The sequence below is a fragment of the Streptomyces achromogenes genome (assembly GCF_030816715.1).
GTDB classification, from domain to species: Bacteria; Actinomycetota; Actinomycetes; order Streptomycetales; family Streptomycetaceae; genus Streptomyces; species Streptomyces achromogenes_A.
In genome coordinates this window covers 7,176,251-7,200,165 of sequence record NZ_JAUSYH010000001.1, presented here as the reverse complement: position 1 = coordinate 7,200,165, position 23,915 = coordinate 7,176,251, and the positions used below count along the sequence as shown (strand labels likewise).

Annotated in this window: 27 protein-coding genes and 2 pseudogenes; 17 read left to right on the top strand and 12 right to left on the bottom strand. The window is 68.6% G+C overall.

Annotation, left to right across the window (positions count from 1 at the left end; all coding sequences use genetic code 11):
- Positions 1–40: 40 nt before the first annotated feature.
- The 3 genes from QF032_RS32175 to QF032_RS32165 all read left to right on the top strand — a co-directional run bounded on the left by QF032_RS32175 (position 41) and on the right by QF032_RS32165 (position 2,475).
- A complete protein-coding gene (locus tag QF032_RS32175) occupies positions 41–1,294 on the top strand; it encodes a protein-L-isoaspartate O-methyltransferase family protein (RefSeq protein ID WP_307058722.1) in 1,254 nt (417 codons plus the stop codon).
- On the top strand, positions 1,291–2,151 hold the full coding sequence (locus tag QF032_RS32170; protein WP_307058720.1) for a class I SAM-dependent methyltransferase: 861 nt from the start codon (positions 1,291–1,293) through the stop codon (positions 2,149–2,151). Before QF032_RS32175 ends, QF032_RS32170 begins: the two co-directional genes overlap by 4 nt.
- A gap of 117 nt (positions 2,152–2,268) precedes the next feature.
- Entirely contained in the window at positions 2,269–2,475 is a 207-nt protein-coding gene (locus tag QF032_RS32165) for a hypothetical protein (RefSeq protein ID WP_307058718.1), read from the top strand.
- Positions 2,476–2,527: 52 nt separating this feature from the next.
- Here QF032_RS32165 and QF032_RS32160 read toward each other — a convergent pair whose 3' ends face one another.
- The 3 genes and pseudogenes from QF032_RS32160 to QF032_RS32155 form a co-directional block, all read right to left on the bottom strand.
- Positions 2,528–3,082 (bottom strand): nucleotidyltransferase domain-containing protein, encoded by a 555-nt coding sequence (locus QF032_RS32160; RefSeq protein WP_307058716.1) that lies wholly within the window; start codon positions 3,080–3,082, stop codon positions 2,528–2,530.
- A 128-nt stretch (positions 3,083–3,210) separates the two neighbouring features.
- Positions 3,211–3,324, bottom strand: a pseudogene (locus QF032_RS40725) (transposase); the annotation flags it as partial.
- Between the two features lie 205 nt (positions 3,325–3,529).
- On the bottom strand, positions 3,530–4,432 hold the full coding sequence (locus tag QF032_RS32155; RefSeq protein WP_307058714.1) for a carbon-nitrogen hydrolase family protein: 903 nt from the start codon (positions 4,430–4,432) through the stop codon (positions 3,530–3,532).
- Positions 4,433–5,503: 1,071 nt separating this feature from the next.
- Between QF032_RS32155 and QF032_RS32150 the strand changes: the two genes are divergently transcribed.
- Genes QF032_RS32150 through QF032_RS32140 form a run of 3 tightly spaced genes read left to right on the top strand, consistent with a single transcriptional unit; the run spans position 5,504 to position 7,155 of the window.
- On the top strand, positions 5,504–5,716 hold the full coding sequence (locus QF032_RS32150; protein WP_307058712.1) for a hypothetical protein: 213 nt from the start codon (positions 5,504–5,506) through the stop codon (positions 5,714–5,716).
- Positions 5,716–6,396 (top strand): restriction endonuclease, encoded by a 681-nt coding sequence (locus QF032_RS32145; protein ID WP_307058711.1) that lies wholly within the window; start codon positions 5,716–5,718, stop codon positions 6,394–6,396. Before QF032_RS32150 ends, QF032_RS32145 begins: the two co-directional genes overlap by 1 nt.
- Before the next feature lie 33 nt (positions 6,397–6,429).
- The gene (locus QF032_RS32140; RefSeq protein WP_133911493.1) at positions 6,430–7,155 is read left to right on the top strand and encodes a restriction endonuclease; all 726 of its coding nucleotides are present in this window, start codon (positions 6,430–6,432) and stop codon (positions 7,153–7,155) included.
- A 309-nt stretch (positions 7,156–7,464) separates the two neighbouring features.
- Here the strand turns inward: QF032_RS32140 and QF032_RS32135 are convergent, their stop codons facing one another.
- The 3 genes from QF032_RS32135 to QF032_RS32125 form a co-directional block, all read right to left on the bottom strand.
- Positions 7,465–7,959: a DUF6624 domain-containing protein gene (locus tag QF032_RS32135; protein WP_307058707.1), complete on the bottom strand. Its 495-nt coding sequence runs from the start codon at positions 7,957–7,959 to the stop codon at positions 7,465–7,467.
- Between the two features lie 117 nt (positions 7,960–8,076).
- Complete coding sequence (locus QF032_RS40720) at positions 8,077–8,658, bottom strand: tetratricopeptide repeat protein (protein ID WP_373430407.1); 582 nt, start codon at positions 8,656–8,658, stop codon at positions 8,077–8,079.
- A gap of 8 nt (positions 8,659–8,666) precedes the next feature.
- Positions 8,667–9,137 carry a hypothetical protein gene (locus QF032_RS32125; protein ID WP_133911489.1) on the bottom strand — a complete coding sequence of 157 codons (471 nt, stop codon included), beginning with the start codon at positions 9,135–9,137 and terminating at the stop codon, positions 8,667–8,669.
- Between the two features lie 153 nt (positions 9,138–9,290).
- On the opposite strand from QF032_RS32125, the pseudogene QF032_RS40935 reads away from it, so the two are divergent.
- Positions 9,291–9,612: pseudogene (locus QF032_RS40935) on the top strand (transposase); the annotation flags it as partial.
- A gap of 89 nt (positions 9,613–9,701) precedes the next feature.
- Here the strand turns inward: QF032_RS40935 and QF032_RS32115 are convergent.
- From QF032_RS32115 to QF032_RS32100, 4 genes are all read right to left on the bottom strand, one after another.
- Complete coding sequence (locus QF032_RS32115) at positions 9,702–10,283, bottom strand: hypothetical protein (protein WP_082412973.1); 582 nt, start codon at positions 10,281–10,283, stop codon at positions 9,702–9,704.
- 1 nt (position 10,284) lies between these two features.
- Positions 10,285–11,481, bottom strand: a complete 1,197-nt coding sequence (locus QF032_RS32110) for an MAB_1171c family putative transporter (protein ID WP_307058701.1) — start codon at positions 11,479–11,481, stop codon at positions 10,285–10,287.
- Positions 11,478–11,804 carry a hypothetical protein gene (locus QF032_RS32105; protein WP_260859550.1) on the bottom strand — a complete coding sequence of 109 codons (327 nt, stop codon included), beginning with the start codon at positions 11,802–11,804 and terminating at the stop codon, positions 11,478–11,480. The genes QF032_RS32110 and QF032_RS32105 overlap by 4 nt, the downstream gene beginning before the upstream one ends.
- Positions 11,805–12,207: 403 nt before the next feature.
- Positions 12,208–12,702: a helix-turn-helix domain-containing protein gene (locus QF032_RS32100; RefSeq protein ID WP_054243520.1), complete on the bottom strand. Its 495-nt coding sequence runs from the start codon at positions 12,700–12,702 to the stop codon at positions 12,208–12,210.
- A gap of 741 nt (positions 12,703–13,443) precedes the next feature.
- Here QF032_RS32100 and QF032_RS32095 point away from each other — a divergent pair.
- From QF032_RS32095 to QF032_RS32050, 10 genes are all read left to right on the top strand, one after another.
- The gene (locus tag QF032_RS32095) at positions 13,444–14,349 is read left to right on the top strand and encodes a helix-turn-helix domain-containing protein (RefSeq protein WP_133911487.1); all 906 of its coding nucleotides are present in this window, start codon (positions 13,444–13,446) and stop codon (positions 14,347–14,349) included.
- Positions 14,350–14,354: 5 nt separating this feature from the next.
- Positions 14,355–15,044, top strand: coding sequence for a zinc finger domain-containing protein (locus QF032_RS32090; RefSeq protein WP_133911486.1), 690 nt, complete (start codon positions 14,355–14,357; stop codon positions 15,042–15,044).
- Positions 15,045–15,273: 229 nt separating this feature from the next.
- The gene (locus QF032_RS32085) at positions 15,274–15,909 is read left to right on the top strand and encodes a WhiB family transcriptional regulator (protein WP_307058699.1); all 636 of its coding nucleotides are present in this window, start codon (positions 15,274–15,276) and stop codon (positions 15,907–15,909) included.
- Complete coding sequence (locus QF032_RS32080) at positions 15,906–17,609, top strand: hypothetical protein (protein WP_307058697.1); 1,704 nt, start codon at positions 15,906–15,908, stop codon at positions 17,607–17,609. Before QF032_RS32085 ends, QF032_RS32080 begins: the two co-directional genes overlap by 4 nt.
- On the top strand, positions 17,606–17,797 hold the full coding sequence (locus QF032_RS32075) for a hypothetical protein (RefSeq protein ID WP_133911483.1): 192 nt from the start codon (positions 17,606–17,608) through the stop codon (positions 17,795–17,797). The genes QF032_RS32080 and QF032_RS32075 overlap by 4 nt, the downstream gene beginning before the upstream one ends.
- A 164-nt stretch (positions 17,798–17,961) precedes the next feature.
- The gene (locus QF032_RS32070) at positions 17,962–18,129 is read left to right on the top strand and encodes a hypothetical protein (RefSeq protein WP_307058694.1); all 168 of its coding nucleotides are present in this window, start codon (positions 17,962–17,964) and stop codon (positions 18,127–18,129) included.
- A 128-nt stretch (positions 18,130–18,257) separates the two neighbouring features.
- Complete coding sequence (locus QF032_RS32065) at positions 18,258–18,797, top strand: plasmid mobilization protein (protein ID WP_307058691.1); 540 nt, start codon at positions 18,258–18,260, stop codon at positions 18,795–18,797.
- Positions 18,794–20,518, top strand: a complete 1,725-nt coding sequence (locus QF032_RS32060; protein WP_307058689.1) for a relaxase/mobilization nuclease domain-containing protein — start codon at positions 18,794–18,796, stop codon at positions 20,516–20,518. The genes QF032_RS32065 and QF032_RS32060 overlap by 4 nt, the downstream gene beginning before the upstream one ends.
- A gap of 82 nt (positions 20,519–20,600) precedes the next feature.
- Positions 20,601–21,044, top strand: a complete 444-nt coding sequence (locus QF032_RS32055) for a hypothetical protein (protein WP_054243527.1) — start codon at positions 20,601–20,603, stop codon at positions 21,042–21,044.
- 96 nt (positions 21,045–21,140) lie between these two features.
- Entirely contained in the window at positions 21,141–21,836 is a 696-nt protein-coding gene (locus QF032_RS32050) for a hypothetical protein (protein WP_307058686.1), read from the top strand.
- Positions 21,837–21,914: 78 nt separating this feature from the next.
- Here QF032_RS32050 and QF032_RS32045 read toward each other — a convergent pair whose 3' ends face one another.
- Together QF032_RS32045 and QF032_RS32040 are read right to left on the bottom strand one after the other, a co-directional pair.
- The gene (locus QF032_RS32045) at positions 21,915–22,988 is read right to left on the bottom strand and encodes a hypothetical protein (RefSeq protein WP_208117101.1); all 1,074 of its coding nucleotides are present in this window, start codon (positions 22,986–22,988) and stop codon (positions 21,915–21,917) included.
- A 176-nt stretch (positions 22,989–23,164) separates the two neighbouring features.
- Entirely contained in the window at positions 23,165–23,914 is a 750-nt protein-coding gene (locus tag QF032_RS32040) for a DUF317 domain-containing protein (protein WP_307058684.1), read from the bottom strand.
- Position 23,915: the final 1 nt, after the last annotated feature.

Here is a 23,915-nt window from a genome sequence, read left to right as displayed (position 1 = left end):
CTTGCCCCTTTCCCCTCGCCTTCTTGAGGAGATCGCCACCATGCCCGAACCCGCCCCACCCGTCTCCCCCACCATCGCAGCCATGGACGACACCGACGCGGCGAGAGCCCGTGCGGCCATGGTCGCCCGCTTCCACAAGGCCGGGCATCTACCCCCGGGCCCGGTGTCCGAGGCACTTCTGGCGCTGGACCGCCAGGTACTGATGCCGCAGGCGTACGTGCGACGCAGCGCACCGGACGAGGCCCCACCACGCTGGGATCTGCTGGACTGGTCGGTGCGCGAGGACCGGGACGAGCTGTTGCACGTGCTCTACAGCGGGGACAGCGTCGCCATCCAGCATGACGGTGAACCACTGCTGGGCCGGGCGCGTGGCACGCGCTCGGGCGGGGCGATGACGTCCATGTCGAGTGTGATGGGGATGACCGCCGAGCTCCTGCAGGAGCTGGATCTGGAGCCTGGACAGCGGGTGCTGGATGTCGGCACGGGCGCCGCCGTGACCGCTGCGGTGGCCTGCTTCGTCAGCGGCGACGCCGGGGTCGTCACCATCGACCGCGACGAACACGTCACCTCGGCCGCCGCCGCGCACCTCGCCGACCTCGACTACCGGCCCACCGTGATCACGGGAGATGGAAAGGCGGGCTGGCCCGACCGGGCGCCGTACGACCGGGTGTTCGTCTCCTTCGCCGTGCCCCGGGTGCCACCGGCGCTGGTGGAACAGCTCGCGCCGCAGGGGTTATCGCTGGCGACGGTCGGCACCAGCTCGCCCTCGTGGCCGGGACTTGCCGTGATCACGAAAACCGCCCGGGGACGCGTCGCGGGAGAGCTGCGGGCGGTCGAGTTCGGGCACCGCGCCGGGTGGGGCTGGGGCCGCCTCTTCCTGTCCGCCGCGTTCCGCGAACAGATGGCCACAGCCGAAGGCGTGATCGTACGCGGGCACCGCCTGCCACCACCCCGAGAGGCGCGGGGATTCTGGCTGGCCCTCGATCACCTTCGGCCCGGACTGGTATGCAACTTCGGCGCCGAGCACCTTCAGATAGGAGCTCCGGAGTGCGGCTCCTGGGTGCGCGTGAGCCCGGATGGTGACGGCACGTGCTCAGTCACAGAGTTCGGGCCTCGCAGCATCTGGCACGAGATCGAAGAGATCGCGGACCAGTGGCGGGTGGCCGGCGAACCCGACGCGTACCGGATCGAGTTCTCTGCGGACGGAAAGCAGTGGGCGGTCGCCGGATCCGGCCGTGTCGAGCTGTGCTGGACGCTCCGCGACGAACGCCCTGTGAAAGGGGACCTGCAGTGAACCCGCCCGCCGATCACCCACCCACTCCGGATCCGGATGGCGAGGACCTGTTGTTCGGGCCAGCGGCCGACGGGTACGCCCGCTTCCGGCCGGGCGTACCCGAGCAGGTTGCGTGGCTACTGGCCGACGCCGTGAAGGGCGTACCGGACGTGACGCTGCTCGACCTCGGAGCGGGCACCGGGCAAGTTGCCGCAGCTCTCCTCCCAGCGCTTCCCCATATCACTTACGTGGATCTGGTCGACCCGAGCCGGGCCCAGCTCCGTGAAGCCGCCATCACCCTCCACCCCCTATTGGGGAACCGCACCCTGTCCTGCCACGAAGTCCCGGCCGACCAGTTCAACCCTCAACGGCCTCACTACCGGGCCGACTTGATCACCTGCTGCCGGGCCTTCCACTGGATGAACCGCCCCGCCGTACTGGCGATGGCCAACCGGGTCGCAGCCCCGCACGCGACGCTCGCACTCATGGGTGACGGCAGCCTGTGGACCCACGAAGCAGACTGGACAGGCGCGTTGAAAGGCTTGATCCAGTCCTATCTCGGGCCCGGCCGCCGTGCCGGCAGCTGCGGCACCTACACCGAGCCGAGCCGCCGTTATGAGGACGACCTCGCCGACTCCGCCTTCAGGGACGTCAGCCAGCACCTCTTCCGCTTCCCCCGGGCCTGGACGCCGCAGCAAGTGATCGGCTATCTGCGCACCACCTCGTTCGCCAGAGCCGACCTGTTCGCCGAGCGGCACGCCGAGTTCGAAGCGGAGGCGCTGCACCTGCTCGAAGGACACGCCGATGAGAACGGACGGGTGACCGAGCAGGTCGACTTCACGGTGCTGCTGGCCCGCCGCCCGGGAGGCACCGCGTGAGCGAGTAGGCCGCCGCTGGGCGGTTCACACTTCCGGTCGACGTGCACCTGCTCCTGCTCCTGCTCCTGCTGCGCGACAGCCCCAAGGGCGAGCAGGTGCTGGCCGTACCTGTTCCCAGTGTCGTACACGCTGATGTTCACCGCGCAGACCAGCCTCGCCGGTCCGCCGGTGAATCCACCCCCGGACTCGGAGTGCGGGCCTGCCAGATGGGTCACCCCTGCGCAGGTCAGGCATCGGTGCGCGACCTGCACCTGGCTGCCCTTCCTCGCCGTGCTGCGCGAGGCCCGGCACCAGGCCGACCTCTGCTGGAACTTAGAAGCCTGAGCCTCCCGCGTCGGGTGCGAGGAGACACCGATTGAGAAACGTCACCCTGCGTCTATGCCGGACGCTTAGGCAAACGCTCCTCAAGCGGCTCGAAGCCTTCAGGCACAGTGATCCCGAACCGCTGGCACAGCAACGGCACATCGTGGCGATCGACATCACGGGCCGGGTATCCCGTATGCCAGCGCACCGCCCACTCAGCCGACTCGCACCGCACCGCAGTCCCGGCAATCAAACCATGTCCGGCGAGTGCCTCAGCCGGAAAAGCACCGCCATCCACCACGGATCCGTAGTGCAGCGATCCGTCCGCGAGCGGCTCGTAGAGGTGCAAGTCGACCCGCAACCGAACACCGTCGTGCAAGACGAAGTTCCACGGCCTGTCACCAGGCCACGGGAAGATCCGGTCAACACCAAGCTCCGCGAACGCGACGAACAACGGCTCAAGATGTACGGCCGGCGCCCATACGTCAAGGTCGGAATGTTCTCGCGTCTGCTCCCCGAGCAGCGCATCCACGCCCCACCCGCCGCCAACACACGCATCTACGCCGTGGGCGTCGAGCCGCTCCACAAGCGCGACTACATCCTTGGCTGACATCGAATAATGGCTCACCGCATCAGGCTAGAGGCTAGCCCGACCCCACATCTGGCGATCACTTCGGCTTCACCGGACTGGCTCCCGGGGAGAGCCGCCAAGACCGCCTACGCCTCGTCGAGCCCAGCGGCGGATCTAGTGCCGCCTCAGGCAACGTTCGCCCTGTCGACGACCTTGCGTAGTCGTTCGTCGGCGGCGTGGTTGTTCCGCCAGAGGATGTAGCGGCGGATCATGCTGCCCTGTTCCTTGTGGCTGGCGTGTTAAGAACGGCGAGCGGGTCCTTGTCCCGGCTGCTCGGACGAAGAACGCGCGGAGCAGCGAGGTCCGTTGCCTGACACGGGCCTTTCGGCGTTGGGTGCAGGTCGGGTTGTTCGGGTACGGCGCGGACGGTGTGCTCTCACCGAGGTGTTCGCGGCGCCGGGAGCCATCCCGTGCGCCGCGAACACCTCGGATTCTGCTTCTGGGCTAGAAGGCCGCTGTCCGGTCTTCGCTGCGCGGGTCGATCACCTGGTGGTCGGTGTAGATGCCCGCGCGCGCCTCACGACGCCAGGGACGCGCGTAGGTCAGTGCCCATGTGGCGGCCTCGGCACTGTCGTCGAGGTTCACGACGGCTACCGATGGGGAGTCGTCCGCGGGGCACCGCGCAAGCCAGTCGCCGTTGGGAGCGACGATTCCGGACGGTGCGGTGGCGCTGTGCTGTGTCGGCCCTGACAGGCTGACCCAGTAGCTGTTGACCGCGGCGTGGCCTTGGGCTTGGGCGGCGGTGTTACCCGGGGTGCCGCTGGTGGAGAACAGGACGCAGTCGACATCCAGTTTCTCGTATTCTGCGAACAATTCCGGGTAGTGGATCTCCATGCCGAGCAGGCAGCCGAAGCGCACACCGTCGACCTCGAAGGTCACCGGTGAGTCGCCCGGCGAGTACATGTACGAGATCTTCGTCTTCGACAGCAGGCGCTCGTCATAACGCGTGACGACGGCGCCGCGATCGGAGATGACGTAGAGGCTGTTGTGCGGGCGGTTCGGCTCGGTCAGGCGGTGCACCGATGCGATCACCGTCCACAGCCGCAACTCGCGGGCCTGCTCGGCGATCGCGGCCAACTCCGATTGGAGTACCGGCCACTGGCACCGGTCCCAGTCCGCCGGGCCGACCGTGTCCGGGCCGTCGACAGACATGACGAACTTGCTGGGAAAGCAGATCGCGCCTTCCGGAAAGTGCACGATCCTCGCTCCCTGAGCAGCGGCCTCGCGCATCAGAGCACGGACCTCACTCCCGCTTTCGCGCAGCGCTTCAACGTCTCGGGGGTCTTCGCGTACGGGGGTCTGCGCTACGGCAAGCCGCACGCTCTTGGGATTCCTTGCTTCCGACATGACGTCTCCTGATGGAGTCGGACGGAAGTGCCGGAGGGCGGACGTGTAGGACTCACCGGTCTTGGCGGCGCGGGCACGCACCTGGTGCTTGAAGTTCCTACGGGCTGTCATCGCGGCCTTCCACGCCTTGAGCGACGGCTCCCCAGCAACCTCGCCCGAGGCGATCGGGCTGCGAAAACGACCTGAGACGCTGGTCCCTTTGCCTCCGATGGGAGACCGTGCTGGGGACGGTCGCGGGAGGTTCGGCGTAGGCCACGCAGTCGGTCATCATGCCGTCACTCGCAGACTCCGTCAACATCCTTCAACACGTCCAGCGCGCCGTCGCACGGCCGGCCGCTGGAGAGAAACACCTCGGCTCAACCCACTGAACTTGACCGAGAAAACACGTGTGGCTACAGGCATGGCCCCGGCGGACACGGCACCTGTACGCGCAGCTGATCCCCAACCAGGACGGACCGGACGCCGAGCCGCAGATCTGGATCACCCCACCCCGGCACGCTGTGCGGACCGTCGATGAGCTCGCTGACGTGGTCGCCGCGGCCATCGCTCCCTACGAGCCGGTCCAGAGGCCAGGCGTGCTGATCAAGACGTGGCTGACTCGTCCGCCCTTGTCATCCCGGTAGATCGAGTCCAGCAAGTCCCGCTCCGTTGGGTGCCGTTGAGACGAAACGGCGCGATAGAGAAGGCCGCGAAGAACCCAGGCCGGGGGCGGCCCCGGCGCAGAACAGCAACGAGTGCGCTCCTGCTGCATTTCGCCATTCACCATCGCGGGACCGCCGGTGGTGACCGCGGCGGTTCGTCGCAGGTGAGAGACACCCTGTCGTGAACCTCGCAGCGCTTCGGCGGGGCGGGGCGTTCCTGACCGCTCAGGAGTCGGAAGGTTCATCCGCCGAGGTCAGCAGCCCAGGCTTCCATCCTGGTGGGCTGACAGATCGGGGTGGCGCGCCTGGCTTGATGACGGCCTGCCCCGGCTCGCTCTCGTCGTGATCCATCAGTTTCTGTCAGTGCCCGCTGCTACACCATTTTCGAGGGACAGGCCGCGACCGCGGCTCGTATATGGGAGGGGACACCATGTCGAAGGCGCCGAACGGCTTCCACTACGTACGCGGCCACATTCGCCGCAATCCGAAGCCGGGCAGCGGGAAGCGGATGAGCGGCTGGATGATCGCTGGCCTTGCGGCCGGCATCTGGTTATGGGGGCAGGTTTTCGGGTTCAGCGAGGCGAGCTCCACGACGCCGCCCGCTCAACCGCAGCCGGCCGTCTCCACTCCGGCCGCCCGCTGATGGGGCGTAAGCGGTTACGCCTTCGCCGCCCGCACGGCGCGCCCGAGGTCCTCTCGGCCGCGCTCGTGGCATTGGCCGCCCTGGTCCTGACGTTCCAAATGGCCGCCGCGGCGGTCGGAGCACTCAAGGACGCCTGGCCGTTCCTCTTGGCCCTGGTCCTGCTGGCGGGGGCCGTCGGGGCCTGGCGGATCGCGCGCACGGTGCACGGTAGACGGCGTGCCGCCGAGCGGCTGGCCACGCTGCGGATCACCCTGGCCGAGTTCGACGCCATGGACGACCGGCAGTTCGAGCACGCGTTGCGGGACCTGTTGGTCCGCGACGGCTGGTCGGCACGCCGCGTGGGCGGCAGCGGCGATCAGGCCGCTGACGTCATCAGTGACCACACGCACGTTGGGCGGATCGTCGTCCAGGCCAAGCACACCCGCGTCGGCGGGAAGGTGGGGTCCTCGGTCATGTACGCGGTGAAAGGGACGGCTGGCCCGGTCCACCGCGCCGACCACGCCGTCGTCGTCACCAACGGCACCTTCACCCGTGACGCCATGGCCTGGGGCGACCGGCACAGCGTCCACTGGGTCGACCGGAACAGACTCCGGCGCTGGGCGGAGACCGGCACCGCGCTGCACGAGCTCCTCGGGCTGTCCGCACGCTCCCGCCGCGCCCGGTTCAGGCGCGCCGCCTGACACGCCCCTCATCGTCAACGTCTTGGAGGTGTGGTGTTCGATGAAGACGGGTCGCTCGACCCGCTGCTGAAGTTTCTGTTGTACGCCGTCCTTGCGCTGGCCATCGGCAAGATGGTGTGGGAGTGGCTCACGGACGACGTCAGCCGGTGGATCACCGTGGACCTGTGGGGGCTGATAGCCGATCACCCCTGGTGGACCGGCTTCATCGCCGTCGGCGCACTGGCCACACTCACCCTCGTTACGAGGCTGCTGTCGTTCCGGTTCGGCGCCGGCACGTACGCCTACGTCGGTGACGGCGAGGACTACGCGTCCACCGCCGCACCGGGCGAAGCCGTGGATCCGGATGTGTTGACCTTCAAGATGAAGCAACTCGCCGCGATGACCGCGACGGGCTTCGAGCAGGCGTGCGCCGATCTCCTAGCCCGTGACGGCTTCCGCAGGACACGGCGGGTGGGAGGCGCCGGAGACCTCGGCGTGGACGTCACCGCCCGCGACCACGACGATCGGCTCCTGATCTTGCAATGCAAGCAGTACCAGAACCCCGTCGGATCGGGGCACGTGCAGAAGTTCAACGGCACGGCACGCCTCCACCACGGAGCCGATGTACCGATCATGATCGGCCTCAACGGCTTCACTCAGCCTGCGATCGACTTCGCCGCGCACCACGACCTCATCCTCATGGGCCGTCCCGAACTGAAGAAATGGGCCCACGGCCAGCACCTGTACGACGTCCTCGGCATCCCGAGCACGACGCAGTGACCGGCCGCCCGGTCCCGCCGCCCGCTGTCGAAGCGGCCATGCTCCGCCTCGGCGCTACGGCCGACGAGGTACCCCGGGAGACGGGGTACTCCTACGCCACCCGCAACCCCCGTGGTCCCGGAGGCGTTCCTTCACCGACACCCCAGGCGAGCACGTATTCATCGACGAAAACACAGCTGACGCCCTCGCCGCTGTCGTCCACGAGCGGCTGCGAGACTTCGCCGCCCGCTTGCAGACGGTCAAACGCACGCTGACACCGCACTACTTCACCGGTCTCCTGCGCCCGCACTACCCACTTCCCAACGGCGGTCAGTGACCGCGCATGCGTTGGTCGTAGTCCGCCGCTGGTTCCAGACCCATCGCGGCGCGGCGTTCATCGAGCCGATCGGGGTCGGCAACGGGCTGCAGGCGCAGGTTCGAGCCGTCTGGGTCGTCGGTGTACTGCGTTCCGTACACCTGGGGTTCGCCAGCTGCGACCAGGACCCGGTCGGTGAGGTAGGCGAGCTGGCGTGGAGAGGCGTCTCCGGCCGCGACCGCAGCCTTCAGGAGTTCGAGCGCCTGGCGCTGGAAGGCGGGCGCGAGATCGGCGTGTTGGGCAAGAAGCCATGCCTCCTCAGCTCCCTGCGCGCCCATTAACGCGGCACCTGGCCAGCCGTGTTCGGCGATTACCTGCTTGAGCCAGGCGGTGTTTTCTGCGTCGATCCGGCACATCTCGCGTCCGTCACGAGTCTTGGCCGCGAGGCGCCGTGCAGCTTGGTCTTGTTCGGCGCGGCGGTGGAGCTCGGCGGCGAGGTCGTGGTTCATCGTGTACAGATTGCCCGCGTTCGTGACTATGGACAAGCAAAAGACCCAGGCACCCTCCGGCACTGGTCGCGAGAGGCGTGCGGGCACGCTGGAAGGCGCAGGTCATGCGCTGGGGCTTCAGGACCGTAATTCCGCTGGGTAGCTGCGAGTTCGCGCAGTCGTTGGGTGTGTGTTGGCATCGCCGAGGACGCGCACCACGGTGGGGAGGACCTGGGCGGCGAGGGTATGGGCTTCCTCGGACCGGTCGGCGACGGTGAGGACGCGGGCGAGGTCGCAGCTGATGGTGATCGTGTAGGGGTGGTCGGCGCCGAGCTTCGCGGTGCACATCTGCCGTACGCGTGCGACCTGCTCTTCGGCGCCTGCCAGGTCACCGGTGTTGCAAGGGCCCCCGCCGCCATCTGCCACGTCGCCGACCTGCTGTCCGAACCTCTCTGCGACCGGGCCACCATCGGCATCATCACCCCGATCATGCCCACCAGCCCGCCCGCCTCCGGCGAGGGGCAGCGGAACAAGGCGACGCTGTTGCCGCTGAGTCGAGCACTCGCCGGGCCCGTCGCCCGCTGGGCGGTGTCGCCTCCCCAGGCGAGAAGATTCGCCGTACCAGATCACGGAGTCGCGACCAATACTCCAGCTGTAGATCGTGATCTTGGTGTCTGCCTGCCGTCGGCATAGAGCGACTCGCCTCAGGGCGTGGGGCATAGGCCCTGTCAGGTGATGGCGCTGAAGTACGCAGCTGCAGCGTCGATGAAGCGGTCGTGTGCCGCCCGTGCAGCGTCCTGCGCTGCGGTGAGCTCCTCGATGCTCGTGGCGGCATCGACCATGTTGTAGGTGGCGACAACCATCGCCTGTGCGGTGGCGTGGACAGCCGGGTCGGGCACGAGGAGCCGCAGCGCAACCAGGGGGCGGGTGATGGCGGAGCGGGTGATGTGAGACCTGGCTCGCAGTTCTTCCAGCTCAACGTCGCTGACGCCGCGCAGCCGAGCTTCCCCACGCATCCACAAGGCCCGTCGGTGGTCGGATCCGGCGGAGGCGAGTGTGGTCACCGCGTCGAGCCGGTCGCGGCGCAACTGCTCAGCGGCGGCTGCGCGCTCGGCGCGGCCAGCCGCCAGGTGTTGGAACGTGCCGGTGACAATCGATCCCAGGAGCGTCCCGATAACGGCAAGAACAGTGGCGATCATGAGCTGCTTTCTTGGCCGGGCACTTGGTCCGGGACCGGTGCAGACGGGTGCAGCCACCGTTGATCATCGTGAGTTCTGTGGACTGACGATGAGACGGTGGCCGCAGGTCACAGCATAGATCCCGCCCGATGGCGGGAGGCGTTCGAGGTGGTCATGGGACGGATTGCGACCGGTTCGCCCGGGCCGAACCCAGTCTGTGAGCCGGGCGGTTGGTGCTGGGCCTGCTGTCGGACCTGCCGCGCAAGAATTGCTGGACCATCGTGGAGTGGGCCGGGGAGGCCGGCCCGCACGGCATGCAGCTATCTGCTGTGCCGGGCCGTCTGGGACGCCGAACGCCGTCCGCGGTGACGTGCGTGAATACGTCTCGTGCATCTCCACGACGATGCCGCGGTGCTGGTCGTGGACGAGACCGGCGACCTGAAGAAGGGCAGCCATACCGTCGCCGTCCAGCGCCAGTACACCGGCAGGCCACAGTGCGGCAGGGTCTCGGGGAAGCGGTTGCTGGGTCACTGCGCCGAGAGTAGCGGGCGCCGATCGCCCGCCGTCAGGCCGACGGCGGACTGATCAGCGTGCCAGCTGGAACACGGCCGCGGCCACGATGGTGCCGAGGATTGTGCCGGCGATGACCTGATTGCGTGTGTGGTCCCGCAGCTCGACCCGAGACCATCCGACGATGACGACCAGGAGGAACCCGAGGGCCATCCACGCACCGTAGGTCTGTACGAGCATCGCGCAGGCACCTGCCGAGACGGCCTGGTGCACGGAGATCTTCCAGACGAACGTGATCACGGCGAGGATCGCGAGGGTGACCAGCATCGACACGATGAGGGCGGTCATCGTCCGCGGGGCCCCTGCGGCTGCCATGAGGAGGATTCCGGTGGCCACGGAGAGCAGGATGACGGCCATGACGACGAGCCGTGCAGGCTTGGCCCCGACGTGTCGATCGCCCCAGTGGCCCTTCCTAATGCCGTACTTGATGAAGGTGATGGGAATGATGGCGGCGAAGAGTGCGCCGACTGCTCCCCAGGCGACGCCGGTCCATTGCGCCGTGTGCCAGCCGATTAGGAGGGTGACGGCGATAATCCAGTTTTTCGGCTCAAGCCAGTCGGTGATGCGGCGTGCCAGTTTAGACTCCGCGGGGTGCACGTCAGTTGTCATGGGAGGAGTCCTTTTCCGGTCCACCTGCCGGCAAGGAGGCAAGTGCGACTTCCTGGCGGGTGAATTCTGTTACGACGGGTGAAGAAGCGTAGGCGCGGGATACCGCGTGGAGCCACGCGAGTTCACTCGGCCGGTCCCTTCCAGTGACGCCGAGGGGCGGGTGCTCAACACCTTCAAGTTGGTTTCCTGTTCGAGCGGCGCTAGCGGCCACGCGCAGCCAGGCAGCTTCTGTCACAGCATCAACTTCCTGCTCACTTACGCCTTTTTGGAAGGCGAGCGCGCGAGCCCGCTCGCGGACATCAACTGACACGTATTCACGTAGCGCCAGGCATGCGTCCTCGATTTCGATGACGCACCGTTCAAGTCGGAAGCCGACACGCTGCTTTGGAACCGTTGCGGAGAGCACCACGTGGGGAGCAGCGTCAGTCAGGCGCTTCCACAAAGGCTGGAGCCGCCTGAGAACGATCCAGGATCTGACGTACTCCACAGCCACGGAGAGCGGTGGCAGGCAGCTGCCGAGCGCGATCGACAGAATCGCCAGCTGCTTGAGTGCGGTGGAGATCTGGTACTCCAGCGTCGGATACCGGACTCCGGTGGCGAGGTCCAGCGTGACGAAGCCGACGCGTTGCAGGGCATAGAGGCTGCCGAGCAGCGTGCCGAGCCCCATGAGGCCGAGGCCGGCCCTGCCCAGGAGGGTGCGGCTGTGCCGGACGCCGCTGAGGAAAAGCCAGGTGGCGACGAACATGGCGATGCCGATGTAGAGCGTGAAGACGGCCGTGTAGAGAACCGGATAGATGGCGCGCTCACCGTCGCCGACCCGTACTGGCCCACCTGGCATCCAGTTCGCCAGCGCATAGAAGAGGACCATGAGGGGGAGCGTGGCTGCGATCGCTGCCAGCCTGGTGCGGCGGGCTAGGCCCTGCGGGCGGACGACAGCAACGATGAAGTCCAGGAGGAAGGCCGCGGAGGTAACGCCGAGCAGGTGTTTCAGCAGCGGAGTAAGGCTGGTGACGCCGGCGTTGTCGCTGATAGCGGCTTTGACGGCGGGCACCTCGAAGGTCATGGCCGCAGCCAGGGCCGCGAACGTCAGCGCAAGGCTCCGCTGCTTGTGGGAGTGACGGATGGACGGCAGACGCCATACGGTCACGAGCCACAGGGAGCCGGCGACGAGGGTCGGAGTGTTCATGAGCGGCGGTTCCTTCGGGGATGGACGAGGGCGTCGTCAAGACGCGTCATGGCGCCTGGCCGCCCTGGTTCTCGGCCGGAGTGCGCCAGTTCCTCGAACAGCTCACCGAGGGACGAGGCGGCCATCTCGGCGTCGTACTCGGTCTCACTGTCGTAGCTGGTCCGTCCGAGCGCTGTGAGTACGGCCGAGGGGTCGACGCCCTGCGGCATGATCGACAGGAGCGACTCCACGACGCTCGTGTTCTCGCTTGCATGCCCGAGCAGTAGGTGCGCCAGTTCGTGGCGGACTATTTGCGCGCGGTGCCGCTCACTTGTCGCCGTCACATGAAATATGTGATCTCCGCTTTCGAAGGAGATCATGAGACCGCACGGGGCGTTGACACCTCCCAGGTCGGGCAATTCGTGGAGGTGCAGCGGGCGCCCACGCTTGACCGCCAGCTGGCGGCATACTTCATCCACCGCGTAGGGGTCGGATATTTCGATTCCTCGCAATTGCTCCTCGCACTGTCGCCTCAGCTGCGCTTCTTTTCGCGCATAGCGCCGATTGAACATGAACGAGATCCTTGCTGTGATCCCCGAGTAAGCGCAGTACGCAGTTCTTACTCGACTCTTACTCACCGGCGCACGAGAATTCCCCGCGGCCAAGCGGAGCTTTACACAGCCTCGCCGAGCGACCAAGAGGATCTTGAAGGCATATCCGTCAAAACGGGATAGCAGGTGAGGGAGGTCACGTTACTGAGGGATTGTCAGGCTTATCAAGACCCTCTAGGCGACGTGCCTGTTCAATTACCGTCGTGATCATTTTGAGGCTGTCGGCCGAGAGTCCATTGGCTCGCAGTGCGAGCCCTCGCACCTTGCTGTCCCCCACGGCCGCGATCAGCTCCATGGAGGCCCGGATCTTCTCGGACTCCTCGGCGTCGAAGTCAGGGAAGAAGTATTGGGGTGTGACATTGAAGTGGCGCGCCAGCGCTTCGACGGTATTCACGGTCGGGTTCGGCTTGGCTCCGGAGCGTAGCTGCGAAATGGCGCTCTCCGAGACAGTGAGGCCGTCCGCCTCGCCGGCCTCACGGATCGCGCGAGATACCTCCGCGTTGGTGTACCTCTTGCCCGTCGCCGGGTTCTTCACCGTTTCGAAGAGGTGGTTCAGCTTGTCGGCGAGGCTCAGCTGCCGACCGCCGGACGACCCCGAGGGCACCTCCGCCGATCCGCTGGACTCCACCATCACCCGGCTCCTTCCATCTACACCCTGAAGACCTGACGATACTCCAGTGTTGATGTGAGACCAACCCGCGAGACGGAACACTATGGTGTTGACAGGCGGGGATCACTTTGGCGTATGTTCCAGCCACGGCAACACCAAAGTGTTGCAACGCCAGGGAGGGGCTGCAGAGCGCATCGCTCCCTGTGGCGTTCCCCATACCCCTAGGCACGAGGACCGCACATGATGACCCGCCCCGCGTCGCGGCCCGCTGCCACCCATAGGCGCAGGTACCGCCGCCCTCCGTCGCGACTTGTAGAGAGTCCTTTAGCAAGGTCTGGATCTTGCCGCAGAGCCTGCATATGTTCGTCGTCCCTCGCCGGGCACCCCGCCGGGCGGCAACGACGCTAGGAGCCATCTGCTGAACGCACGATCCAGCCAGGTGAGATAGCCCCGAAAGCAGCGACGGCGCCCATGGAGCGGTAACTCCGGGACGCCGAACGCCAACTGGTACTCCTGCCCCGGCAAGGGCGGAGATTTACCCACCTTCACCGCACCGGTCCTTTCCTACGAGGCACACCGGCGCGGGTTTCACTACGGAGGAGAGTCTTACATGCCGCCTGCCCTGCGCAAAGGGCCGGTGTCCCCGGCTCGCGCGGCAGCCGTCCTCGCTTCGCCGCCTGGCTCACTGACTGCGCACCGGTCGCTCGGCGCCCTCGCGCCGGAGCCGACCCCCGGCGCCCGCCCCGTTTGGGCGGTGCCCCGATGAGCCGGGATACCCGCGAATGGGCGTGGGAGTACAGCGCCAGCCGCGGAAACGCGCGCCTGGTCCTGCTGTCGATCGCCGACCGGATCCCCGACGAGCAGTGCGTCGCCTGGGCGTCCCTCACTTCGCTGATGAAGCGCACTAACGCAAGCCGCAACGCCGTGCGAGGCGCCTTGGTCGCGCTGGCCGACAGCGGCGAACTGGAAGTCCTCGACGACCTCGACGGCCCGCAGCACAGCACGGTCTACCGGCTGCCGCGCGCCGCTGCGTGGCTGGCCAAGGTCGCGGCGGCCCGGAAGGACGACCCCGAGACGTACGTCGAGCCCCTGGCCGAATCCGATCCGGTGCCCGAGCTGGACATCGAGCGGCTGCGCAAACACGGCATCTGGCCCAAGGCCGGGTCGGAATCCGACCCCCATGGCCAGAATCTGACCGGGTCAGATCCCGACCCCTCTCGTCAGAATCCGACCCCTCCCCGGGTCAGATCCCGACCCCTCCCCGGGGCAGATTCTGACCCCCAGAACCGTAGTGAACCGAAGGTGAACCGTAGGTACAGCAGCAGGGGTGCTGCCAACCTCACCTCCGCCGCGGACTGGGAGATCGACGAGGAGAGCCGCTCCTGGGCGCAGCAGCAGGGACACCTCACCCGCCTCGGCGAGCAGGGGCTCCAGGCCGCCGACACGAAGTGGCGCTCCCACCGAGCGGCATGGAGCCCGCGCACCGCCGCCGCGTGGGCCGCCGACTGGCGCACCTGGATCGCTCGCGAGCACAACCCCACACCGGGACGACCCAACCTCTACGCCCTGCCCGGCGGCACCCCCGCCGCCAGGGCTGGCATGACCCGAGCCGAGGCGCACACCGCCGCCCTGCTCGCCGCGCTCGACGAACCGACTGGAACGGAGTAACTGCCTTGAACCCACGTGAAGTTGCTGCCGTCCTCGCTTATCTCGGCCGCCTCGACCCGCGCACGATGCGCACTGACACGGGCGAAGCCCGTGACCAGATCGCCCAGTGGCACGAGCTGCTCGGCGACGTGCCCTTCGCCACCGCCCACGGCTGGGACGTGCGTGAGGCGATCAAGGCGCATGTGCTCGCCTCCCCGTACCCGATCCTGCCGGTGGACGTCGCCCGCCGCTGGCGCGCCTACCGCCGCGACCGCCTGGACCGGCACACCGACCCCACCCCGGTCGCCGACCCGGACGACCCGGCCGCCTGGCGAGCCGAGCTCCTCGGCACCCGGCACGCGGTAGCCGCAGGGGCCACCGCCCCCGCCACACACCGGCAGATCACCAGCGGCGGACCGCACCCTGACATCGAGAAGCGCCTCGCGGCCATCGGCTCGTGCATCCCGGCCACCGTACGCGCCGACCTTGCCAAATATCGGCCCGCCCGCGCCGCCCGCGAGGCCGCCATCGCCGCCGGAGGCCCCGACGTGCTCAGCGTGCGATGCGAGTGGTGCCACGCCAGCGAGGGCGAGCCCTGTCGCAGCCGGCGCGTCGGCCTCGACGGACGGGCCAGGGGCAACGCCCCGCGTGCCACCCCGCACCCGAGCCGCATTGATCTCGCCGCGGCAGCACGCATCCAGCAGGTGGCAGCGTGATCGCCCGCCGCACGCTCGCCCAGATGATCCGGCTCCGCCATGGAGCCCCGCGGCGCATGCCGATGCGCCCGCTGCCTTCCGGCCGCTGAGCCGACCCCCTTTGGCAACCGATCCACCTCCGGTGCGGCCTGCCGCCGTACCCCTGCCCGCTTCGAAGACGCGACCTGCCGCAGCCACCCGCCGCTGCTGCCGCGCTGACCGCTCGACGAGGCGACCTCCGGAGACTCTCTTGCGCCACATCACCACCAACCACACCCCCGCCCCGACGATCCGGGGCATCGCCGACCACAGCTGGCAGGAACGGGGCCTGTGCCACGGCCTGCCGGCCAAGGACATCGACGAGCTGTTCTTCCACGCAGCCCGCAACCGCGCAGCCATCGACGAGGCCAAGGCGATCTGCGGCAGCTGCCCAGTGAAGAAGGCGTGCTTCGACTACGCCCTCGACAACGAGATCCGCCACGGCATGTGGGGCGGGCTCACCGAGGACGAGCGCCGCCCCTGGCACGCCCGAGTCAACAAGCGCCTGGAGTACAGCCGCGTCAAGGCCGCGTTCGAGGGCCGCGACGTCCACCTCAGCGACGCCGAGCGCGAAGCCGTCACGCGCCACGCCTACGTCCGCGGCTGGAGCCCCGAGCGTCTCGCCTACGCACTGCGGCTCGACCTCGACTGGGCGCGCGACCTGATGCGCAACGCCGCACACGCTGTCGCCGACCGCGACCGCTACTGGGGGCAAGTCGACGAGGCCGAGGCAGCCGACGACGAGTACGTCGAGGACGAAAACGCCGAGGACGCCGCCTCACCGGTACAGGTGCCCCGCCAGGTGCAGACCCACGCCCTGATAGCCGCTCTCCGAAAGGCCGCATGACTCACCTCATCGCCATGTCCCTCCCCTCCGGCATCGAGCCTGTCTACGGGGTCGCAGCCGTCGGTGTGCTCGCCCTGGTGCTGGCCGGATGGTCGATCCGGCGTAACCGGACCCGGGCGGGCGGCCCGCGCGCCGGAACCCCCGCGGTCTGGGTCGCGGCCCTCGCCGCCCTCAACTGCACCGCCTACAGCGCGGACACCAGCTGGCGGTTCGCCGCTGACTACCTCGACATGGCCGGCACGCTGGAGCGGGCCATGATGTTCAGCGCGGCCGAGCTGGCGCTGTTCGCGACCGCGCTGATGGCCCGGCAGAACCTGAAGACCCAAGGAGCGCCCGGCCTGCCGGGCGGCCTGGTCTGGGTGATCACCGGGGTGCAGGTCATCCCGGCGTACGCCGAGTCAGGCACGGTAGGCGGCACCGTGCGGGCCTTCGTCGGCCCGGTCATGGCGGCCGTGCTCTGGCACCTGGCCATGGGCATCGAGCTACGGCTGCACAAGCCGGACGCCGCCTCGCAAGGGCTCCTGGCCACGCTCGGACGTGAAGTGCGTGAGCGTCTCCTCTCACGCCTCGGCGTCGCCACCCGGAACCGCGATGCCGCGCAGATCACCAAGGACCGCGCGACTCGGCGGGCAGTGGCACTCGCCTCCTTGCTGACCGCGATGTCGGCGGAGGAGCGTGAGAATCGCCGTGGCAGCCGGATCACGCGTCGGCTCCAGTCGGCTCTCGCACGGTCCGGTGTCGGCACCGACCCGCACCAGCGTCGTGCGCTTCTGGAGCAGCTGGCCGCCCGCCGGCACGCCACAGCGCTCGCCACAGTGGCCCTGCCGTCGCCCTGGATTCAGCCCGAGCGGGACCAGGACGCCGATCGAGGGGACCGGTCCCCTCGCGCTCCGTCCGTCGTGACTCGGCCGGCGAACGAGAAGCAGGCGAGTCCGTGGCTGAGCGCGGTCCCCGACGACGGTCCCCAAAGCCCCGCATCGATCGGGGACCGGCCGGACGGGGACCACACAGAACCGGGGACGAGGAGCGAGCCCGACGGGGACCGTCCCCACTCGGACGCCGTCGACAACGGGGACCGAGCCAATGAGCCCGGCTCGAGCCTGCTGAGCGAGGGCAAAGAGGCCGCGATCGGGGACCAATACGCCGCGCCCGCCGGGACCGTAAACACTGACGGCGGCGCGAGCGGCAGTGCCGAGGGTGTGCACGAAGTCGCTGCTCAGAGGGGCACAGGCCCGTCCCCGGCGGCTGTCCCCGGCGGCGACGAGGGCCGGGAGCACCCGGGCACCGAAGCGGGGACCGAACCGGACGGGGACCGTCCCCACACCGTCCCCAACGACGACGGGGACCGCGAACACCCCGACACCGAAACGGGGACCGAACCCAACGGGGACCGTCCCCACACCGTCCCCGTACGGCGGAAGCCGAAGGCTAAGGCGTCCCGGAACCGGCCCCGCGGCAGCCAGTCCAAACGGTCCCGGAAGCAGCCGCAGCTGACCGTCGAGGAGATGGTCGAGCGGGTCCGTCCCCACGTGCCGACGCTGCTGAAGCGCGACGGAAACGAGTCCCTCACCCGGGTGCAGCTCCGGGAAATCCTCCGCGCCCAGAAGCTCCAGGGCGGCAGGAACGAACGCCTGACGCCGGTTCTGCAGCGGCTCCGCGACGAGGCAGGCACCACCACGACAAGGAGTACGGTCCCATGAAGACCTGCCAGCGCTTCGCGCACATCAAGACCGGCTTCGAGCAGGACATCCGCTTCCTACGCGGTCACGCCGAGCGTCACCAGGGATCCGCGTCGGCGAAGACCAGCGCGAAGAACGCCATCTCGGTGAAACGGAACATGGCGCGGGCCTTGAACCGGCACCTCGATCGCTGCCCCGAGTGCGGCTGATGCTTTCAAACAAGCAGGTCAGGCGCCTGCTTCCGTCATTCCTTCTGGTGGCCCGGCCTCGGCCGGGCCACCGCCCCCGCACTGGAGGGATCGCCATTCCTGCCCGTCACCCGCGTACGCACGCACCGTCCGCCGCCGAGGCCGGCGCGTGGGCGGAGGTGCTCGTGCGCCACCAGCTCCTGCACGCAGCCGTGCTGACCCCGGGCGGCCAGTGGCTCGTCCAGCACCGCGCCGAATCCCCCGTCCAGCTCCTCGACGGCCCAACCGCCATCGTCGATCTGGCCGCCGAAATCCAGCACCACATCCGCACCACGAGGAACTGCATCCGATGACGAACCCGACGACAACCCCCAGTCCCGCGCCAGGTGGGCCGGAAACCAACTCGACCTCAACGCGAGCAAGTTGGTGCGAGAGTAGTACTCCCGTTGGGAGTACTACTCTCGCGTCTTCCGCCCCGGGGGTGGCGGAAGCGGTCCAGCGCCGGGGGGCACTGGACCGTGGGGATGCGACCGAGGGCGGCTCGCATCCTGAGGAGGAGACGACTCACCCGTGCCACAACCCGCACTGCACGCACAGTGCGAGCGCGCCGCCGAGTCAGCCGCCCGCGCGTAACCGCCCGCCCAAGACCAAGAGCAGCAAGCGCAAGCACCTGATCACCAGCCGATTCAACGACGCCGAGAAGCAGTCCGTCCTCGACGCCGCAGCAGCATGCGCCATGACGCCGTCCGGCTTCCTCGCCCACGCCGCCCTAAGCGCCGCCCGCGATCTGACCCGCACGGCGGCCGAGGTCGCCGGCGAACGCGAAGTGATCGCCGAGCTGTTCGGTCTGCGCCGTCACCTCGGCCAGATCGGCAACAACCTCAACCAGGTTGCCAAGAGCCTCAATTCAGGCGGTGACGCCCCGCAGGCCGCAGCGGTCCTCGCCGCTGTGCACCGTGCCGCACAGCGTGTGGACACCTTCACCCAGCACTACCTGGACAGCGAGCGTCCGGCTGCATGATTCCCCGCGTCCACGACATGGGCACCCGCACCATGGGGCTGCTCTACTACCTCTACGGGCCCGGCACGCACGAGGAGCACGTCGACCCCCACCTCGTCGCGGCGTGGGACAGCCTGGCCCCCGACCCCGGCCGCGACCCCAAGGCCACGTACGGCGACCTGCAGCGCCTGCTCGACCAGCCCGTCATGGCACTGCCCAAGAGCGCCAGGCCCGCCGAGCACGTGTGGCACCTCTCCGTGCGAGCCGCTCCCGAGGACCCGATCCTCACCGACAAGCAGTGGGCGGACATCGCCCGCCGCATGGTGGCCGCCACCGGCATCGCCCCCGAAGGCGACGATGCCGCCTGCCGCTGGGCAGCCGTCCGCCACGCCGACGACCACATCCACATCATCGCCACCGTCGTACGCGAGGACGGCCGCCAGGCCCGCATCCGCCAAGACGGCGCCCGCTCCCAGGCGGAAGCACGGAAGATCGAAGTCGACTACGGGCTGCGCAGATTGAACGCCGGTGACGGCACCGCCGCCAAACGCCCCACCAGCGCCGAACGCCACAAGGCCCAGCGCCAGGGCAAAGAACGCACCCCGCGCGAGGAGCTGCGGGAAACCGTGCGCCGCGCCGCCGCCGGCGTCGCCAGCGAACAGGAGTTCTTCGACCGCCTGGCCGCCGCCGGCCTGCTGATCCGCCAGCGCACCGCGCCCTCCGGCGACCTGCTCGGCTACACGGTCGCACTGCCCGACGACCGCAACGAGGACCAGGAACCGATCTTCTATTCCGGCTCCACCCTCGCGCCCGACCTCTCCCTGCCCCGCATCCGCAAACGGTGGTCCGGCTCCGATCCCAGCCACGGCAGCGACACAACCACCGACCGCTCCGCCGACTCGACGCGCATCAGCCCGTCGACCGCACGGCGCCGGGCGACAACGGCGGTCTGGCAGACCGTGCTCGTCCTCGACCAGGGCGACGACGGGCAGATCGCCGCGCACCTCGCCGCGGCCGGCGAGGTCCTCGACGCACTCGCCAAGACCTCGGCCGCACACACCCGCCGCGAACTCCGAGACGCCGCCTGGGCATTCGAGCGTGCCACCCGCTCCCACATCCGGGCCGAGCGGGGCCACGACCGCGCCCTGCGCCAAGCCGCCCGCGACCTCGTCTACGGCGGCCCCGCGCTCGGCCGAGGGGAGGACGGCGCCACCGCGGCGATGCTGATCGACATGGCGTTCTTCCTGGTCACCGCTGTCGCCCACTGGCACGGAAAGAAACAGCACGCCCAGCAGGCCGCTGCTGCCCGCCAGGCCGCCGAGCACCTGCGCGCCGCCTACCAGGCCGCCGCCCCCATGCCATTGGCCGCCCTGCATCAGCGCGGTCGGCGCCTGTCCCAGCCCTTGCGCCACAAGCAGGCCGCCTACCTGCGTCAGGCGGTGCCGGAGCTGGCAGAGCAGGTCCTGGCCGAGCCCGGCTGGTACGCCCTGGCCGCCACCCTCGTTGACGCCGAGAGCGCCGGTTATGACCCGGCCGCGCTCCTGGCCGAAGCCGCCGAGCGACGGGAGCTGGACACCGCCGGCTCGATCAGCGACGTGCTCGTGTGGCGGCTGCGGCGGATGGCCGATCTGCCCGCAGACGCATCCTCCATGCCCGAGCACACCACCGCCGCGCCCGCGGCCACCCGCGGGACCGCACAGCGCGCGACGAAGGCCAACGACCGTTCCGGCAAGACCCGTTGAGTTCAACAATTCTAGAGTTGCAGCAGGTCAGAGACTTACGGCACTCTCCTCGTGCAGGCCCGACGACAGAGATGGAGACGGCATGTTCCGACGCACTCGTGCGGACCGAGAGTTCCGTGAAGCCCAGCGTGCTGGCCAAGCGGTGCTGGCGATGCACAGCGAGCTGCCGCTGCCCGACGCACCCGGCCCGGCAGCCGCGGCGACCCCGGCCGCGCCGGAGACCACGGTGGTGCCCGACTTTCTGCCGCCGGAACTCCGGGCGCCGTCCCGCCAGGACGTCTCGGGATTCATGATGCGCTGGGACCAGCCGCTCGTCATCGACGGGGAAGTCCACCAGTGCCACTGCGGTGCGTACCGAAACTGGATCGTCTTCAACATGCGCGACGACTCGGTGTGGCTGCGCTGCACGGCCGGCCACGAGACGAAGGAGCCGCGCCTGGACACCGCCTGGTACAACCGCAACTCCGGTCCGGTCGACCACTTCCACCCCACCCTCGAAGACGGACTGCGCCACCTCGGCCACTGAAGCCACGAAACCCCTTCCCCCCACCTCTGCGTACGTCGGCACCCGGAGAGCCGACCCGGTCAGACCGTCCGTCTCGCATCACCAAGGGGTTTCCGCATGCGCCGTTCCACCACGACCGCCCTCGGCCTGAGCGCCCTCACTGTCCTCGCCCTGACCGGCTGCTCGAGCAGCACCGAGCCCGTCGGCACCTCGGCCGCGTCCTCCGCACCCGCACACCGGGGCGGCGGCGCGCCCTCGGCATCCGCGCCGCTGTCCTCGGCCGAGCTGAACCAGCGGCTGTTGAACGAGAGCGACCTGGGCGGGGGCTACTCCCGCAAGCCCGAGACCGCTCGCCGGAACGACGACGTCACCGTCATCGGCTGCCCGGCGCTGGAGAAGCTCGGCAGCGACGCGGCCACCGGCTCCGGCCTCGACTTCACCCGCAAGGCGAAGGAGTCCTTCACCTACACCGGCAGCAGCAACTCCGAGGTGAGCGAGGAGCTGTACAGCGACAGCCCGGCGAAGCTGTCCAAGGGCATCGGGAAGGTCTTCGACGCGATGCTCTCCTGCCCCTCGTACCAGGTGACGTCGGGAAGCACGATCCTCGACATGGGCACCGAGAAGACGTCCGCGCCGGACCTCGGCGACGAGCAGTGGAGCCAGCTGCTCACCTACTCCGCCGGCGGACAGCGCAGCGTCGTCAAGCAGACGGCGATCCGCACCGGCAACATCCTGGTAATCGTCTCCGGCTCGCCGGGCCTCGTGGATGCCCACCTGGACAAGGCGCTCGCCAAGGCGCGCACTGCACGCTGATCTGCTCCTCCACAGCCCCGGTGTCCGGGCCTGTCCTCCCGACAGGCCCGGACACCGGGGCTTCGGCGTGTGAGGCGATCAGCCGTCGAGACGGAGTTCGCGTGGCTCGTAGCGGAGTTGGAATGTCTGCGCGTGCTCCCCGTCCATCCAGTACAGGGTCATGGTCGACAGCATGCTGCGCTTGATGTACCGGGTTCGCGATGGCATTCCTTCGTCCTGTTGGACGATCCAGGCTTCCACCCGCTCCGGCAGACCGAACCTCAACGCGTATGCCTGTGGGTGCTCCGCCGAACGCAGTTCCCAAACGGGATGTGACGCTGCCTGATTGATGCGGCGCAGGCGCACCGCGTGCGTGGGGTGCGCTCTCGCGTAATCCACGAAGCCGTACAGATCATCCGAGGCCAGTCCCAGGACGAACGGCGCTGCCGGAAACGCCAGGACAAGACCCAGCTGCGACCGGCTATGCAGGGCCTGAGCCAGGTAATCGAGTGGGCCGCGAATCGCATCGGGCAGGTCCACGTCGCCGGCGTCCATTTCCAGCAGCGGCCCGCGAAGATACGCCCGTATCTCGCGCACCTTCGGCCGCTCGGCCGCGGGAGTGGCTTCGAGCACTGCGTGAATCGTGTCAGCCGTGATCTTGACGAGATTCCGCAGTACAGCGAAGTCCGGCGCGGAGAGGTCAATCAGGGATATCTGGTGGGCCAGCGCGTAGTCCTGTGCCTCCGGACTGAAGCCGGAGGTCGAGAAGATCGCATAGCTATAGCGGTATCGCGTCCGCGGCCGGCCAGTCCCCGGGGCGGTGAGCGTTGTGGTCTCGCCCTCATTCACGTCGTGGATCACACCGTGGCCGTTGCGTACGGTGGGCAGACCAACTGGCGTTGTGGTCAGGTACTTTGCCTCCACGAACAGGCGGACAGGCAGTGAGAACGGCGGGACGTACCGGAACTGTCCGAGCGCGTCGACCTGGTGCCATGCCCCGCGTCCACGGACCAGCAGACCGTTCTTGTCCTCCTTCAGCACCTTCCATGGCTCTTTGTCCTTGTCGTCGTCGGCCGTGAGGACTTCGAAGCCGCTGGACCGCAACAACCAGGCCAGCACCTCCTCCAGGAGGTAGCCGCGCAGTGGTCCTTTGCCGATTACTTTGCCTGCCACGACGGCGATCCTATGCACGGCCTGGATCTTGGTTCCAGGGTGCCGTCAGGGGGATGCCGGGGCACGGCGAAGGCCCGGTGGTTCCGCTCTCCTGAAGGGAGTAGAACCACCGGGCCTAGAAGTGGAGGCATCCCCCCGTCGATCCCCCGCCTCGGTCACCGGCTATGAGCAGCTCGTCAGCCGCGGCGTACGACGGTGAGACGGTCCTCCGCACCTTCGGGCAGCGTGCGGCGCGGTACCGGGCCAGGTGCGGCGAGGGACGAGGCGAAGGCCGCGACCAGCTCGTGCGGAGCGCTCGCGCTGAAGCTCGCACACCACAGGTACGACGCCCCGAGCACGGGCTCCGCCCACGCCTGCCACCCCAGAAGGTCATCACGGGGGTCGGCGTCGTGGATGAGCGGCGGCAGCATCTCCAGCGAGACGTTCGTGGAGAAGCCGGGGTCGGTGGCGGTCGTGCGCGGACGGTCCATGTCGCGCAGCCAGCCCCCCGCGCTGAGCGCGGTGAGCACCGACTCGGCGTTCTCGAGCCCGGCATCGGGTGTCTCGCTGGCGTCGAGCGCGAGCAGGAAATCGGTGAGCGCCTCGTGCGGTACTCCGGGGGTGAAGTACGCGTTCCACTCGGTAAGGGCCGAGGCGGCGTGCGGGCGAGCGGAGAGCTGCCAGGCCACCGCGAGGCCGCCCAGCTCGAACGGGTAGGCGGCGAGGATCCACTCGGCGCCGCGCAGACCGTCGGGGCTCACATAGAGCAGGGTGTTGCGGGAGGTCGGCCACATGCGCCAGCCGAGCTCGGTCAGGGTGTCGCCGATTCGCTCGGCGAGGACGCCGTCATCACCGGCCAGGTGGCGCGGGGTGACCCAGTACACCGGGTCCGGCGAGGTGGGGTGGGAGGGATCGATGGGGTGTTGCGGCTGCAGGGGCGCCTCCATG